Origin of the sequence: Pseudomonas wayambapalatensis (assembly GCF_049942315.1) — a bacterium.
Lineage (GTDB): Bacteria > Pseudomonadota > Gammaproteobacteria > Pseudomonadales > Pseudomonadaceae > Aquipseudomonas > Aquipseudomonas wayambapalatensis.
The window spans coordinates 106,728-120,223 of the sequence record NZ_JBNFMU010000212.1; the positions used below are offsets into that span (position 1 = coordinate 106,728).

Below are 13,496 nucleotides of genomic sequence, written 5' to 3' on the forward strand. Positions count from 1 at the left end.
GGCCCTGTGGGAGCGGGCTTGCCCGCGAATGAAACACCGCAGATCAACACCCTTGTCTCAAGTCGCCCCGCCCCTGGCCGTTATACTGGCAGTGGCAGCGCGCCCGGCATTATTACATGTGCCACCCCGCTGCCAAGAGGGCTGGCTCGACAGGTTGTATACAATCATGACGGAAATCAATAGTCTCGGCGCACAAAGCGCATTCGCGGCGCAGGTGGCCAAGGCCAGCCTGACCGGCGAGCTGCTGCGCCTGAGTCAACCGCAACCCGGCCTGATCCCCCCGGGCCAGACTGCCCAGGCCGAAGTGCTGAACCTGCGCCAGGTGGGCCAGGACTTCATGATGCTGTTGCGCCTGAGCCTGCCCAACGGCAACCAGGCCCAGGTGCAGGCCAGCGCCAACCAGCCGCTGCCCCCTGGCAGCCACATCACCCTCGGCCAAGCCGACGGCAACCGCCTGGCGGTCGTCTTGCAGCAGGCCAGCGCCAGCAACATCGCTACCCTCACGCAGCTCGACACCGGCAAGATACCGATCGGCACCCTGCTGCAGGGCAAGGTCCTGACCAGCCAGGCGCTGCCGGGCGCCACAGCGTTCCGCTCATTGGTGAGCCTGCTCAACAGCAGCCAGGCCGGCGCCACCCTGACCCTCGACAGCCCACGCCCGTTGGCGGTCGGCAGCCTGCTCAGCGCGCTGGTGCAAGGCGACCAGTCGCTGCGCTTCGTGCCCCTGAGTGGCCGTCAGGATCAACTGACCATCGCCCAACAACTGCTGACCCAACAAAGCCGCCAGGCTTCGCTGCCAACCTTGCTCAATGCCTTGCAGCAGATCGCCAGTGCCCCTGCCGGCAACAGCGAGCTGAGTGCCACGGCGGCACGCCTGCTGGCCAGCCTGCCTGACCCTACGCAACTGGGCGATGCCAAGAGCATCGCCCAGGCGCTGAACAACAGCGGTGCGTTTCTCGAAGCCAAGCTGCTCGGCGGGCTGGGCGCCGCTGTCACGCCGGACCTCAAGGCACAACTGGTGCGCCTGGTGGCGCAGATCCTGCCAGGTGTTCCGAGCAACCCGACCTTCAACCCGGCCCTGGCCGCCACCGCCCTGGCTCAGGTCCTGCCGGGCATGGCCCGCAGTGCCCTGGGCATGCTCGACCAGGTCAGCAGCCGACCTCAACCTGGTGCCTTCCCCCTGCCCTCGCGACTGCTGCAGAGCCTGGAAGAAAAAGGCGACCTGCAGCAATTGCTGCGCCTGGCCGCCGCCGCCATCTCGCGCGTACAAAGCCATCAACTGGCCAGCCTGCAGCAGACCGGCACCACCGAGAGCGGCAACCAGCAGACCACCTGGCAAACCGAGATCCCCTTGCGCCACGGCCAGGAGTTCATCCCGCTGCAGGCCAAGCTGCAACGCGAGGACACCCCACAGCAGCAGGCCGACCCGCAGCGCGAGCAGCGTGATCCGCTGCAGTCGCTGTGGCGCATCGAACTGGCCTTCGACCTGCCACCACTGGGCCCGCTGCAAGTACAGGCACAACTGAGCCAGGGCCGCCTCAGCGGCCAGCTGTGGGCCGAGCGTCCACAGACCGCACAACTGATCGACAGCCAGCTCGGCAGCCTGCGCGAACGCCTGCTCGCCCGTGGCCTCGATGTGGGTGACCTTGCCTGTCACCCCGGCACCCCGCCGCAAGGCCCGCGCACACGACTGGAACAACGCTGGGTGGACGAAACCGCATGAACAACAAAGCCCCCCGTAAAGCCATCGCCCTGAGTTACGACGGTGCACAGGCACCGACCTTGAGCGCCAAAGGCGAGGATGAACTGGCCGAGGCGATTCTCGCCCTGGCCCGCGAACATGAAGTGCCGATCTACGAAAACGCCGAACTGGTGCGCCTGCTGGCTCGGCTGGAACTGGGCGAACAGATCCCCGAGGCCCTGTACCTGACCATCGCCGAGATCATCGCCTTCGCCTGGCAGTTGCGCGGCAAACTACCGGCGAATTTCGACGACACGCCCCCAGGCGAGCGCGATATCCCCCCCGGACCGCACCTGCCCCTTCCCGACGCCAGCAGTATCTAACACCCCGCCCATTACCGAACCGCTGTTCGATGAACTTGCCAAGCGCCAGCAGCAAAGGTCATACGCCGATGCCGACAGCCAGATCGTCAGCAATCACCAGATCGACAAGGCGCGCTGGAGCAGCTACCTCAATGCCGCCATGACCCTGCTCGCCCCCGTGGCCATGGTGGTTCCAGCACTCACCCCGCTGCTGGCCGCAGGAGGGCTGGCCCAGTTCGGCCTGGGGCTGGACAAGGCAATCAACGGCAACACGCTCGCGGACAAGGCCGCTGGCGTGACGGCGCAAGCCTTTGGTCTGTTCAATGCGCTGCCATTGCTGGGCAACGCCCGTTTCCGGCCCGATGCACTGTTCAGCTAATGTCGGCCAGGCTTCGTCACCTTTGGCCAGATGCTGCAGCCCGTGGAAGAAGCCAGCGAGGCCCTCGCCCTGCGACCGTTGGCGCCAAAGCGCTGCCCACCTGCGGATGGCATGCCCGTCCACAGGCAGGGTCGCAGATATCTACCACTGCCGTCGCCACGAAAGCGCCACGCTGGGTCTCCCCGTGCCCAAAAGGTGATGTCATGCTTTCGACTCGAATCAACCCCGCCGGCGTGCAGTACGTACGCGACCATCTGGCTAACCTTCCGCGTCCCGACCATGAAGTCGGCCGCAGCATACAGACCTGGCTGCGCGCCCAAGGCGTGCAACTGGCGCCCGATCAGATCGAGGTCGTGACCCTGCATGTCCGTGAACCAGGTTCCGGCATACCCCTGGCCCAGGTGATCCAGCGCGTCAGTCTGATCGAAGCGGTGCTGATGAATTGGCAGGGTGAGTCAAACAACAATGTGTTCGACGCGCTGTTCGAGCACCCATGGGCCGGAACCTTGCCTGCAGGCAAGATCCGCATCGTCGACACCTTGCCTTCTCCACCGATTGGCCACAACGGTGACTGGTACCGCGTCTTCAATGGCCTGTTCCGCCGCACCGATGATTCGCGCTTCGACTCCACGACGCTGCTGACAATCTCCGCCGAAACCCTGCAAAGCCATATCGAGGCCCTGGATTACCACACGCAGTACAAGGCATTGCTCGACACCTATTGGGCCGCCCATCTGCAAACCTATGGCCAATCCTGCAAGCTCAACTTCATCGCCGCCTGCAACAAGCAGGTCAGCGAAGGCAGCCTAAGCGATCCGGCAAGACGGCTGATCTGGCGCGCAGCCAAGTTGCTACCGCGCGGCAGGCTGCGCCTGAGCACCCTGAGCATCTATGGCTATGCTTCCACCGACCTGTTGTACATCAATGATGTGGCAAGCGACCTCACCGTGCTGTACATGCCTGGCAACAGCTCGCCGCTGCTCGAATTCGCCAGCGAAGAGGCGATGAAGGACTGGATCGGCGAACAGTGCAAGGACGCTGGTAAACGTAACGCACTCAAGCGCCACTTCCGCCTCGCCGATGGCCCTCAGGGCATTGATTTCAGCGGTCTGGACACTGCCCTGGAAGGGCTTGGCGCCTACCCCGCCAGACACAACCTGCCACCGGAGCATGGTTTTTTCAACGACGACGGAACCTGGCCGCCACGGACCTACGTCAATTACCGACCCGGCAAGTACAATCCCAAGATCAAGGGCGACCTGTTCCAGGCCCTGGCCAAGCGCCAACGCCAGCGTACCTACGACGATGCGAACTTCCTCATCACCAGCGACAGCGAGGTGACGAAGAAAAGGTGGCAAGGCTATCTGAACACCACCCTGAATCTGGTCGCCCCCCTGACCCTGGTGGTTCCCGGACTGGCACCTTTGATCGCCATCGGCGGGCTGGCACAGGCAGGGTTGGGCCTGGACCAGGTCATCAACGGCAAGCATCTTCAGGACCAGCAAGCAGGCGTTAGCAACCTTGCCTGGGGCCTGTTCAATGCCCTGCCGCTGGTTGCCCAGGGTGTGGCCAAGAGCACGACCTTGTTCGAGGTCAAGAGCGAAAGCTTCGTCCCTCCTCGGCGCCTGAACGAGCAGATCGGCTACCCACTGAGCCCGATCACCCCGCCACGCCTGCCGGAACTGGATGCCGCCCCCTACTTCCACAACCACAGCTCGGTCACGCCACTGCCGGGGGCCGATCAGACCGTCGCCGACTCGGTGATCCGCGTTCCCAAGTACGACGGTTCGCTGGACGACCTGGACGCCAGCATAGGCGGCTACAACGTGCGCATGATCTATGACATGGAAAAGAATGCCTTCATCATCGAAGGCGATGAGAACAGCATTGAACCGATCCGCCATGTTGCCCTGCCCCACAGCAAAGACCTGGAGCCCGTCGAAGGTCCGCGCGAGGTCACCGACGCCATGCGCACCAGCACCTTGCGCGCACTGGGTATCGACCTTCCCTTGCCGGTGCAACTTCCGACCCTTGCCGAGAATCGCCTGCCCATTCCCAAGACCTTCTCTTCACTATGGGTCGGCGGCAACGTGATGGACCAGGACCTGATTCGCAACCTGGCCAACAACGCCAGCCACCTGCAGAACAGCGAATATCGGCTACGCCTGTTCCTGTCCAATGCGTCCCCTGCGGCCTTCGAGGAAAATCTGCGCCTGCTCAACGAACAAGCTCCCGACGTACAGGTTCTGCCGCTGGAAGAGCAAGCGTTCTTCCGCAGCTTCAGCCAGAGCAAGTACCACGCGCAGTACCAGGCGGCCCTCGACGGCAATGGCGGCGTGGCGCGCAACTATGCCTCGGCCGCTGATGTGCTGCGCTACCAGATGCTCTATCACGAAGGTGGCGTATACATTGACGTGGACGATACGCTATTCACGCCCGGCGAGATCGTCGATGGCAAGCCTGCACCAGCCGTCGATCAAGTCGAGCTGCGCACCACCCCCGACGGCCTGTTGCTGGCCCCTGCGATGTCCAACGAAAAGATGGGCATGAACTGCCTCTTCAACAACAGCTTGATCGGCAGCCATCCGGGCAACCCGACGCTGGAAGCGATCAGCGAAGAGATGCACACCCGCTACCTGGCCCGCCCCGATTTCTACGACAGCAAACCCAGCGTGGCCGAAGACCCTCTCGGCTTTTACCGCTACGCCCAGCAGTTGAGCGAGCTCACCGGCCCCGCCCTGCTCACCCAAGTCGTCGACCAACGCCTGCCGGGATTGGCAACCTTGCGCCAGATCAACAACTTGTGCGGTATCCCGCGGGTCAACTCGTACCTGTTCGTCGACCTGCCGCAGGCTCAGAAACTGACCGACGAACTGCTGCCACTGGGTCGTGTGGCGAAGGTGGGAGGCAGCAACTCGTGGGCACGAACGTGAAATGAAACAAGGCGATCGATTGATCGCCTTGTTTTACCGTTATTCCCGACGATGCAACTTGCTCATCAACTCAGCCTCCGCCTGGGTCAGCCCGCAGCTTTCGGTGAGTTCGGAAACGCTCGCGCCCATCCCCACCAGCTTGGCGGCCTGGGAGAAGGTGACATTGTTGGGATCGCGCTGCTCCAGTTGCAGCAGCCTGTCAGGCAGCGGCGAGACCGCCGCGCGCAGTTCGTGAATGGCCTCGCCCATGCGCACGGTGACGTTCTGGTAATCATCCAGACGTTTGGCCAGGTCCTTGATGCGCTGGTCACGCAGCGCATCGCCCTGGGCCTGCTGGCTGGCCATCTCGCGCTGGCGCTTGCTGTAGTTGAGGAAAAACCACAGGCTCAGCGCCCACAGCAGCGCCAGAAGGATTACCGCAGCCTCGAAGATCACCTCAGATGTTCTCCAGCTCCGACCACTCTTCCTCGGTCATCATCTTGTCCAGCTCGACCAGGATCAGCAGCTCGCCGTTCTTGTTGCAGACGCCCTGGATGAACTTGGCCGACTCTTCGTTACCGACATTCGGCGCCGTCTCGATCTCCGACTGGCGCAAATAGACCACTTCGGCCACGCTGTCGACCAGGATGCCAACGACCTGCTTGTCCGCCTCGATGATCACGATACGGGTATTGTCGGTGACATCGGACGGCATCAGGCCGAAACGCTGACGGGTGTCGATCACGGTGACCACGTTGCCGCGCAGGTTGATGATACCGAGCACATAGCTCGGCGCACCCGGCACCGGAGCGATCTCGGTATAGCGCAGGACTTCCTGCACCTGCATGACGTTGATGCCGTAGGACTCGTTGTCCAGACGGAAGGTGACCCACTGCAGGATCGGATCTTCGGAACCCTGTGCAGACGACTTTTTCATTCCCCTAGCCCTCTCAATCCGCCGTTGGCGGTGTGCTCGTTGTCGCCGCGGCAGCTGCGGCGCCGATTCAGTTGTGTTTGGTATTCATCTGCTTGACCGCACCGCTGGCGATCAATTCGGCCAGCTCGGCAACGTCGAGCAAGGCACACATGTGTTCGATCACCGTACCGGCCAGCCACGGGCGCTGGCCACGCTGGCTGCGCCACTTGATCTCGGCCGGATCCAGGCGCAGCGAGCGGCTGACCTGATGCACCGCCAGCCCCCACTCGTAGCCCTGCACGGAAATCACGTACTGCAGGCCTTGACGGAAATCGTCACGGTAGCGGTCTGGCATGACCCAACGCGCGGTGTCCAGCACCTTCAGGTTGCCGGCCTGGCAACTGAGGATGCCGAGGAACCAGTCCGGTTGGCCGAACAGCGGCGTGAGCTCCTGGCCGGCCAGGCTGTAGATCGAGCCCAGGCACACCAGCGGCACCGCCAGGGTCAGCCCGGCCACGTCGAACAGCAGGCATTCGAAAGGCTCCGCCGCCCAGGCCGGACGACCATCGGCGGTGGCCGGTGGAACCGGTGCAGCAGGCGCCGGCTGGTGAACTTCGACCAGCGGTGCGACCGGCTCGATGGCCTGTGCTTCGGTCAGCACCGGGATGGCCGCCTCGGCCAGCACCTGGTCGTCGACCACGCTGACCACCGGCTGCACCGGCGGCAACACCGTGGGCAGTACATTGGCCACAGGCTCGGCGAACGGCTTGAGCGCTACCACCGACGCGGGTTCGCGGCGCGCATCACGGGCCTGCTCTTCGCGCACGGCCGCGGCGAATTCGTCGCTGGGCTCAGGTGCCTCTGCCTGCGCAACCGGCAGCGGCGCCTCGGGCACCGAGGCCGGTTCAGTGGCTTCCTGCAACAGACCGTCGAGGTAGGACTGCAGGGCGAGTTGCGGCTTGCTGGTGATCTGCGGAGCGCGGTTCATCAGGCCACCTGCAATGCGTTGCGGTACGTCAGCAGGTGCTTGAGCAGCGCCCGGTAGGCGGTCACACCGCGGCTCTTGCCGTCGAACTGCGAGGGTGTGACACCGTTGCGGCTGGCATCGCGCAGGCGCGTGTCGACCGGAATATAACCTTGCCAGACCTGCTCGCCGTAGGTGTCGCGCAGCACTTTGAGCGTGCCGAGCGAGGCCTGGGTGCGGCGGTCGAACAAGGTCGGGACGATCTGGAAGGGCAGTGCCTGCTTGCGTGAACGGTTGATCATCGCCAGGGTGCCGACCATGCGCTCCAGGCCCTTGACCGCGAGGAACTCGGTCTGCACCGGGATCACCAGTTGCTGGCTGGCCGCCAGGGCGTTGACCATCAGTACGCCCAGCAAGGGCGGGCTGTCGATCAGGGCAAAGTCGAAATCCTGCCACAGCTGCGCCAGACTCTTGGCGATTACCAGGCCCAGGCCATTCTGGCCCGGCGACTGGCGCTCCAGCACCGCCAGTGCAGTGCTCGAAGGCAGCAGCGAAATGCGCTCATGGCTGGTCGGCAGCAGCAATTGCCCCGGCAGCCCTTCGGGCACCACGCCCTTGTGCAGGAACAGGTCGTAGCAGCTGTGCTCCAGAGCGTCGGGATTGTGCCCGAAATAGCTGGTCATCGAGCCGTGCGGGTCGAGGTCGACGACGACCACGCGCTTGCCCGCCTCGGCCAGCAGGCCGGCCAGGGCGATGGTAGTGGTGGTCTTGCCGACGCCACCTTTTTGATTGGCTACTGCCCAGACTCTCATCGTGCGTTGCTTCCTCCCAGCATGGGCGAAATGTCCCGCCGGGAACGGTTTTATAGATTCGGTGACGGAGATTTGACGGGATTGCTCCCGACCGTCGTGGCTGGCGTAGCTGGTGCACTTTGTGTGCCAGCACGGCGCAACGCCGCGTCCGGGGTGGCATTGGCACTGCCGGAGCCAGTCAGGCTGCGGCGCACCTCGAGGTTGCGCGAAATCACCAGCACGACCCGGCGGTTGCGCGCCCGGCCGTCAGCGGTATCGTTGCTGGCGACCGGCTGATACTCGCCGTAACCCACCGAGGCCATGCGCGCCGGGTTCACCCCTTCCATCGCCAGCAGCCGCACGATGCTCGCGGCCCGCGCCGAGGACAGTTCCCAGTTGGTCGGGTACTGGGCGGTACGGATCGGCAGATTGTCGGTGAAGCCTTCGACATGCACCGGGTTGGCGAAGGGTTTGAGAATCCTGGCCACCTTCTCGATGATCTCGAAGGCGATATCGCTGGGCATGGCGTCGCCGCTGCCGAACAACAAGGCCGAGTTGAGCTCGATCTCCACCCACAGCTCATTGCCACGCACGGTCATCTGGTTCGACTTGATCAGGTCGCCGAAGGCATCGGCCACCTGATCGGTGATGGTCTTGAGCGGATCGACGCTGGTCTGCCCCAGGCCCGCATCGACCTGGTCACTGTCCTTGATCAAGGGTTCTGCCGGCTTGATCGTCAGCGGACGTTCATCGCCGATCGGGATCGGCTTGAGGCTGCGCTCGGGGTCGTTGAACACCCCGATCAGCGCCTGGGAAATGACCTTGTACTTGCCCTCGTTGATCGAGGAGATCGAGTACATCACCACGAAAAAGGCGAACAGCAAGGTGATGAAGTCAGCGTACGAGACCAGCCAGCGCTCGTGGTTCTCGTGCTCCTCGGTATGGCGACGACGACGCATGGCTTACTCCATGAAGCCTTGCAGCTTCAGCTCGATCGAGCGTGGGTTCTCGCCTTCGGCGATCGACAGCAGCCCCTCGAGCAGCATCTCGCGATAACGCGACTGGCGCATGACGATGGCCTTGAGCTTGTTGGCCACCGGCAGCAGGATCAGGTTGGCACTGGCCACACCATAGATGGTGGCGACGAAGGCCACGGCAATGCCGTTACCCAGTTGCGACGGGTCTGCCAGGTTGCCCATCACATGGATCAAGCCCATCACCGCACCGATGATGCCGATGGTCGGCGCGTAGCCGCCCATGCTCTCGAAGACCTTCGCCGCCTGGATGTCACGGCTCTCCTGGGTGAGGAAATCGACCTCCAGAATGCTGCGGATCGACTCAGGCTCCGCGCCATCGACCAGCAGCTGCAAACCTTTGCGTGCGTACGGGTCCGGTTCGGCATCGGCGACGCCCTCCAGCCCCAGCAGGCCTTCCTTGCGCGCGGTCAGGCTCCAGTTGACGACACGGTCAATACCGCCGGCCAGATCGACCCGTGGCGGGAAGAAGATCCAGCGCAGGATCTGCAACGCACGCTTGAACGCCGACAGCGGCGACTGCAGCAGCGCTGCGGCCAGGGTGCCGCCGATCACGATCAGCCCGGCCGGGCCGTTGAGCAGCGCGCCGACATGCCCGCCTTCGAGGAAGTTGCCACCGACGATGGCGACGAACGCCAGGATCAGGCCGATAACGCTAAGAACATCCATCAGACACAGGCCTCTACCAGGTGCTTGCCGATCTCGTCCAGGCTGTACACGGCGTCAGCCAGGTTGGCCTTGACGATGGCCATGGGCATGCCGTAGATCACGCAGCTTGCCTCGTCCTGGGCCCATACGGTGCTGCCGCCCTGCTTGAGCAGGCGAGCACCTTCGCGTCCGTCGGCGCCCATGCCGGTCAGCACGACCGAAAGCACCTTGTCACCGTAGGTCTTGGCCGCCGAGCCGAAGGTGATGTCCACGCAGGGTTTGTAGTTCAGGCGTTCGTCACCCGGCAGGATCTTCACCGTGCCACGGCCATCGACCATCATCTGCTTGCCTCCCGGGGCCAGCAGTGCAAGGCCTGGACGCAGCACATCACCGTCCTCGGCCTCCTTGACGCTGATCTTGCACAGCTTGTCGAGGCGCTCGGCAAAGGCCTTGGTGAACGCCGCCGGCATGTGCTGGATCAGCACGATGGGTGCCGGGAAGCTGGCGGGCAGTTGCGTCAGCACCCGCTGCAGGGCCACCGGGCCACCTGTGGAGGTCCCGATCGCCACCAGCTTGTAGGGCTTGCGCTTGGGCGTCGGCGAATGGCTGGCAGCGGCGCGCACCGGTGCCGCAGCACGAACCGGGGCAGTGCTGCCCAGGGTGCTGGTCGGAGCATGGCTGGTGCTGGGCGCGGCACTGGCAACCGGGCTTGGCGCGTGACTGGCGAAACTGCTGAAACGGCGATTGCTGCGCGAGATGGTGTGGACCTTCTCGCACAGCATCTGCTTGACCTTCTCGGGGTTACGCGAAATATCCTCGAAGTTCTTCGGCAGGTAATCGACCGCCCCTGCGTCCAGCGCATCGAGGGTGACACGCGCGCCTTCGTGGGTGAGCGAAGAGAACATCAGGACCGGCGTCGGGCAGCGCTGCATGATGTGCCGCACGGCGGTAATGCCGTCCATCATCGGCATCTCGTAGTCCATGGTGATCACATCAGGCTTGAGCGCCAGCGCCTGGTCGATCGCTTCCTTGCCGTTGGTCGCGGTGCCGACCACCTGGATGGTCGGGTCCGCCGAGAGGATTTCCGAGACACGGCGGCGGAAGAAACCGGAATCATCCACCACCAGGACCTTGACTGCCATAAACACTCCATTAGGCGGCGCAACCGCCAGGTCGCGCCGCCGAAATCAAATACGCCGGGCGGCGTAACGCTTGAGCATGCTCGGGACGTCGAGGATCAGCGCGATACGACCGTCACCGGTGATGGTGGCGCCGGACATGCCCGGGGTGCCCTGCAGCATCTTGCCCAGCGGCTTGATCACCACCTCTTCCTGGCCCACCAGCTGGTCGACCACGAAGCCGATACGCTGAGTGCCGACCGACAGGATCACCACATGCCCTTCGAGCTGCTCCTCATGCTGCTGGTCCTGGACCAGCCAGCGCTTGAGGTAGAACAGCGGCAGCGCCTTGTCGCGCACGATCACCACTTCCTGGCCATCGACCACGTTGGTGCGCGACAGGTCGAGGTGGAAGATCTCGTTGACGTTGACCAGCGGGAACGCGAACGCCTGGTTGCCCAGCATCACCATCAGCGTCGGCATGATTGCCAGCGTCAGTGGCACCTTGATGATGATCTTCGAGCCCTGGCCCTTGGCCGAGAAGATGTTGATCGAGCCGTTGAGCTGGGAAATCTTGGTCTTCACCACATCCATGCCCACACCGCGGCCGGACACGTCGGAAATCTCGGTCTTGGTCGAGAAGCCCGGAGCGAAGATCAGGTTGTAGCAATCCGACTCGCTCAGGCGGTCGGCTGCATCCTTGTCCATCAGGCCCTTCTCGACCGCCTTGGCGCGCAGGACGTTCGGGTCCATGCCCTTGCCGTCGTCGGAGATCGACAGCAGGATGTGGTCACCCTCCTGCTCCGCCGACAGGACCACCCGACCGGTGCGCGCCTTGCCGGAGGCCTCGCGCTCTTCGGGGGTCTCGACGCCATGGTCGACCGCGTTGCGCACCAAGTGCACCAGCGGGTCGGCCAGGGCCTCGACCAGGTTCTTGTCCAGGTCGGTCTCTTCGCCGACCAGCTCCAGGTTGATTTCTTTCTTGAGCTGGCGGGCCAGGTCGCGCACCAGGCGCGGGAAGCGGCCGAAGACCTTCTTGATCGGCTGCATGCGGGTCTTCATGACCGCGGTCTGCAAGTCGGCGGTGACCACGTCCAGGTTGGACACGGCCTTGGACATGGCCTCGTCGCCGCTGTTCAGGCCCAAGCGCACCAGGCGGTTACGCACCAGCACCAGCTCGCCGACCATGTTCATGATTTCATCCAGGCGCGCGGTATCGACCCGCACCGTGGTTTCCGCCTCGCTGGCGCCGTGCTTGTCGGCAGCCGGGGCTGCAGCGCGTGCCGGGGCCGCAGCGGCGGCAGGCTTGGCGGCTGGCGCGGGTGCAGGCGCCGGCTGGGCGACGGGTTTGCTTTCGGCCTTGGCAGCAGGTGCGGCCGCCACGGCAACGGCAGGCGCTTCAGCCGCAACGGCATCGCCACTGAACTTGCCCTTGCCATGCAGTTGGTCCAGCAGGGCCTCGAACTCGTTGTCGGTGATATGGTCGCCGACAGGTTCGGCCGCCGGTGCAGTGGCAGTGCTGGCGGTGGCTTCGACGCTCGGCAGTGCATCGGCGGCAAAAGCGCCCTTGCCATGCAACTGGTCGAGCAGCGCCTCGAACTCTTCGTCGGTGATCTCGTCACCGGCCGGCGCCGCGACTGCAGCCTCCGGCTCGCTCGCCGCGACTTCCGGCGAGAACTGACCCTTGCCATGCAACTGGTCGAGCAGCGATTCGAACTCGGCGTCGGTGATCTCGTCAGCGCTGCCGGAAACGGCTTCGCCCTGCGACTGCTCGGCCGCCTCGGCCTGGGCCTTGACCGCGTCGAGGGAATCGAGCAGTTGTTCGAATTCGGTATCGGTGATGTCCGCCTCGGCAGCCGGTGCCTCGACGACGGCCGCGGCCACGGCAACCGGTGCCGCGGCATCGGCGCTGGCCGGTTCGGCCAGGCGCGACAGCGCGGCGAGCAGCTCTGGCGTGGCCGGGGTGATGTCGCTGCGCTCGCGAACCTGGCCAAACATGCTGTTGACCGTATCCAGCGCTTCGAGCACCACATCCATCAGTTCGGCATCGACCCTGCGCTCTCCCTTGCGCAGGATGTCGAAGACGTTCTCGGCAATGTGGCAGCACTCCACCAACTCATTGAGCTGAAGGAAGCCGGCGCCCCCTTTTACAGTGTGAAAACCGCGAAAGATCGCATTGAGCAGGTCCGCATCGTCAGGTCGGCTTTCCAGCTCGACCAGTTGCTCGGACAGTTGCTCGAGGATTTCGCCGGCTTCTACCAGGAAATCCTGAAGGATTTCTTCATCGGCGCCGAAGCTCATTAAACGTGCTCCCTAAAAACCCAGGCTGGACAGCAGATCATCGACATCGTCCTGACCGGACACGACGTCTTCACGCTTATCGGCATGAATCTGCGGACCTTCACCCCGAGTTGGATGTTTTTCTTCATCTTTTTCAGCACGCAATTGATCGTGGTCATGTTCGATACCGGCAAAGCGGTCGACTTGACTGGCCATCAACACGAGCTTGAGCAGATTGCTTTCGACTTCGGTGACCAGCGCGGTCACCCGCTTGATCACCTGCCCGGTCAGGTCCTGATAGTCCTGAGCCAGGAGAATATCGTTGAGGTGGTCGGCCACCCTGCTGTTGCCTTCGGCGCTGTGCGTCCAGAAACTGTCTACACACTTTACCCACTCCCAAAACTCCGGCGC

At 63.8% G+C, this 13,496-nt stretch carries 13 protein-coding genes; 4 read left to right on the plus strand and 9 right to left on the minus strand.

All coding sequences use genetic code 11. The features are described from left to right. Positions 1–166: 166 nt before the first annotated feature. From fliK to ACPZMI_RS18860, 4 genes are all read left to right on the plus strand, one after another. Entirely contained in the window at positions 167–1,723 is a 1,557-nt protein-coding gene (gene fliK / locus ACPZMI_RS18845; RefSeq protein WP_426352803.1) for a flagellar hook-length control protein FliK, read from the plus strand. Next, entirely contained in the window at positions 1,720–2,064 is a 345-nt protein-coding gene (locus ACPZMI_RS18850) for an EscU/YscU/HrcU family type III secretion system export apparatus switch protein (protein WP_426352804.1), read from the plus strand. Before fliK ends, ACPZMI_RS18850 begins: the two co-directional genes overlap by 4 nt. A gap of 139 nt (positions 2,065–2,203) precedes the next feature. Continuing rightward, on the plus strand, positions 2,204–2,422 hold the full coding sequence (locus ACPZMI_RS18855) for a hypothetical protein (RefSeq protein ID WP_426352805.1): 219 nt from the start codon (positions 2,204–2,206) through the stop codon (positions 2,420–2,422). 203 nt (positions 2,423–2,625) lie between these two features. Continuing rightward, positions 2,626–5,355 (plus strand): dermonecrotic toxin domain-containing protein, encoded by a 2,730-nt coding sequence (locus tag ACPZMI_RS18860; RefSeq protein ID WP_426352806.1) that lies wholly within the window; start codon positions 2,626–2,628, stop codon positions 5,353–5,355. 39 nt (positions 5,356–5,394) lie between these two features. On the opposite strand, the gene ACPZMI_RS18865 is transcribed toward ACPZMI_RS18860, so the two are convergent. The 9 genes from ACPZMI_RS18865 to ACPZMI_RS18905 form a co-directional block, all read right to left on the minus strand. Then, on the minus strand, positions 5,395–5,790 hold the full coding sequence (locus ACPZMI_RS18865) for a DUF2802 domain-containing protein (protein WP_186709803.1): 396 nt from the start codon (positions 5,788–5,790) through the stop codon (positions 5,395–5,397). Position 5,791: 1 nt separating this feature from the next. After that, complete coding sequence (locus ACPZMI_RS18870; protein ID WP_016393802.1) at positions 5,792–6,271, minus strand: chemotaxis protein CheW; 480 nt, start codon at positions 6,269–6,271, stop codon at positions 5,792–5,794. Between the two features lie 67 nt (positions 6,272–6,338). Continuing rightward, complete coding sequence (locus ACPZMI_RS18875; RefSeq protein ID WP_426352807.1) at positions 6,339–7,238, minus strand: CheW domain-containing protein; 900 nt, start codon at positions 7,236–7,238, stop codon at positions 6,339–6,341. After that, the gene (locus ACPZMI_RS18880; protein ID WP_186666398.1) at positions 7,238–8,026 is read right to left on the minus strand and encodes a ParA family protein; all 789 of its coding nucleotides are present in this window, start codon (positions 8,024–8,026) and stop codon (positions 7,238–7,240) included. The genes ACPZMI_RS18875 and ACPZMI_RS18880 overlap by 1 nt, the downstream gene beginning before the upstream one ends. Positions 8,027–8,076: 50 nt before the next feature. Beyond that, positions 8,077–8,964 carry a flagellar motor protein MotD gene (motD, locus tag ACPZMI_RS18885; protein ID WP_054895566.1) on the minus strand — a complete coding sequence of 296 codons (888 nt, stop codon included), beginning with the start codon at positions 8,962–8,964 and terminating at the stop codon, positions 8,077–8,079. A 3-nt stretch (positions 8,965–8,967) separates the two neighbouring features. Further along, entirely contained in the window at positions 8,968–9,708 is a 741-nt protein-coding gene (locus ACPZMI_RS18890) for a flagellar motor protein (protein ID WP_186666401.1), read from the minus strand. Next, positions 9,708–10,829: a protein-glutamate methylesterase/protein-glutamine glutaminase gene (locus ACPZMI_RS18895; RefSeq protein ID WP_186666402.1), complete on the minus strand. Its 1,122-nt coding sequence runs from the start codon at positions 10,827–10,829 to the stop codon at positions 9,708–9,710. Before ACPZMI_RS18895 ends, ACPZMI_RS18890 begins: the two co-directional genes overlap by 1 nt. Before the next feature lie 45 nt (positions 10,830–10,874). Then, a complete protein-coding gene (locus ACPZMI_RS18900; RefSeq protein WP_426352808.1) occupies positions 10,875–13,106 on the minus strand; it encodes a chemotaxis protein CheA in 2,232 nt (743 codons plus the stop codon). Positions 13,107–13,118: 12 nt separating this feature from the next. Further along, positions 13,119–13,496 (minus strand): protein phosphatase CheZ (locus ACPZMI_RS18905; protein ID WP_426352809.1); only part of this gene is annotated, 378 nt, incomplete at its 5' end.

What these genes read in the sequence shown, in the direction of transcription:
- fliK (WP_426352803.1), top strand. Translation starts at nt 167, where the DNA reads ATGACGGAAATCAATAGTCTCGGCGCACAAAGCGCATTCGCGGCGCAG.
- ACPZMI_RS18875 (WP_426352807.1), bottom strand. Translation starts at nt 7,238, where the DNA reads ATGAACCGCGCTCCGCAGATCACCAGCAAGCCGCAACTCGCCCTGCAG.
- ACPZMI_RS18900 (WP_426352808.1), bottom strand. Translation starts at nt 13,106, where the DNA reads ATGAGCTTCGGCGCCGATGAAGAAATCCTTCAGGATTTCCTGGTAGAA.
- ACPZMI_RS18870 (WP_016393802.1), bottom strand. Translation starts at nt 6,271, where the DNA reads ATGAAAAAGTCGTCTGCACAGGGTTCCGAAGATCCGATCCTGCAGTGG.
- ACPZMI_RS18855 (WP_426352805.1), top strand. Translation starts at nt 2,204, where the DNA reads ATGACCCTGCTCGCCCCCGTGGCCATGGTGGTTCCAGCACTCACCCCG.
- ACPZMI_RS18895 (WP_186666402.1), bottom strand. Translation starts at nt 10,829, where the DNA reads ATGGCAGTCAAGGTCCTGGTGGTGGATGATTCCGGTTTCTTCCGCCGC.
- ACPZMI_RS18850 (WP_426352804.1), top strand. Translation starts at nt 1,720, where the DNA reads ATGAACAACAAAGCCCCCCGTAAAGCCATCGCCCTGAGTTACGACGGT.
- ACPZMI_RS18860 (WP_426352806.1), top strand. Translation starts at nt 2,626, where the DNA reads ATGCTTTCGACTCGAATCAACCCCGCCGGCGTGCAGTACGTACGCGAC.
- ACPZMI_RS18890 (WP_186666401.1), bottom strand. Translation starts at nt 9,708, where the DNA reads ATGGATGTTCTTAGCGTTATCGGCCTGATCCTGGCGTTCGTCGCCATC.
- motD (WP_054895566.1), bottom strand. Translation starts at nt 8,964, where the DNA reads ATGCGTCGTCGTCGCCATACCGAGGAGCACGAGAACCACGAGCGCTGG.
- ACPZMI_RS18880 (WP_186666398.1), bottom strand. Translation starts at nt 8,026, where the DNA reads ATGAGAGTCTGGGCAGTAGCCAATCAAAAAGGTGGCGTCGGCAAGACC.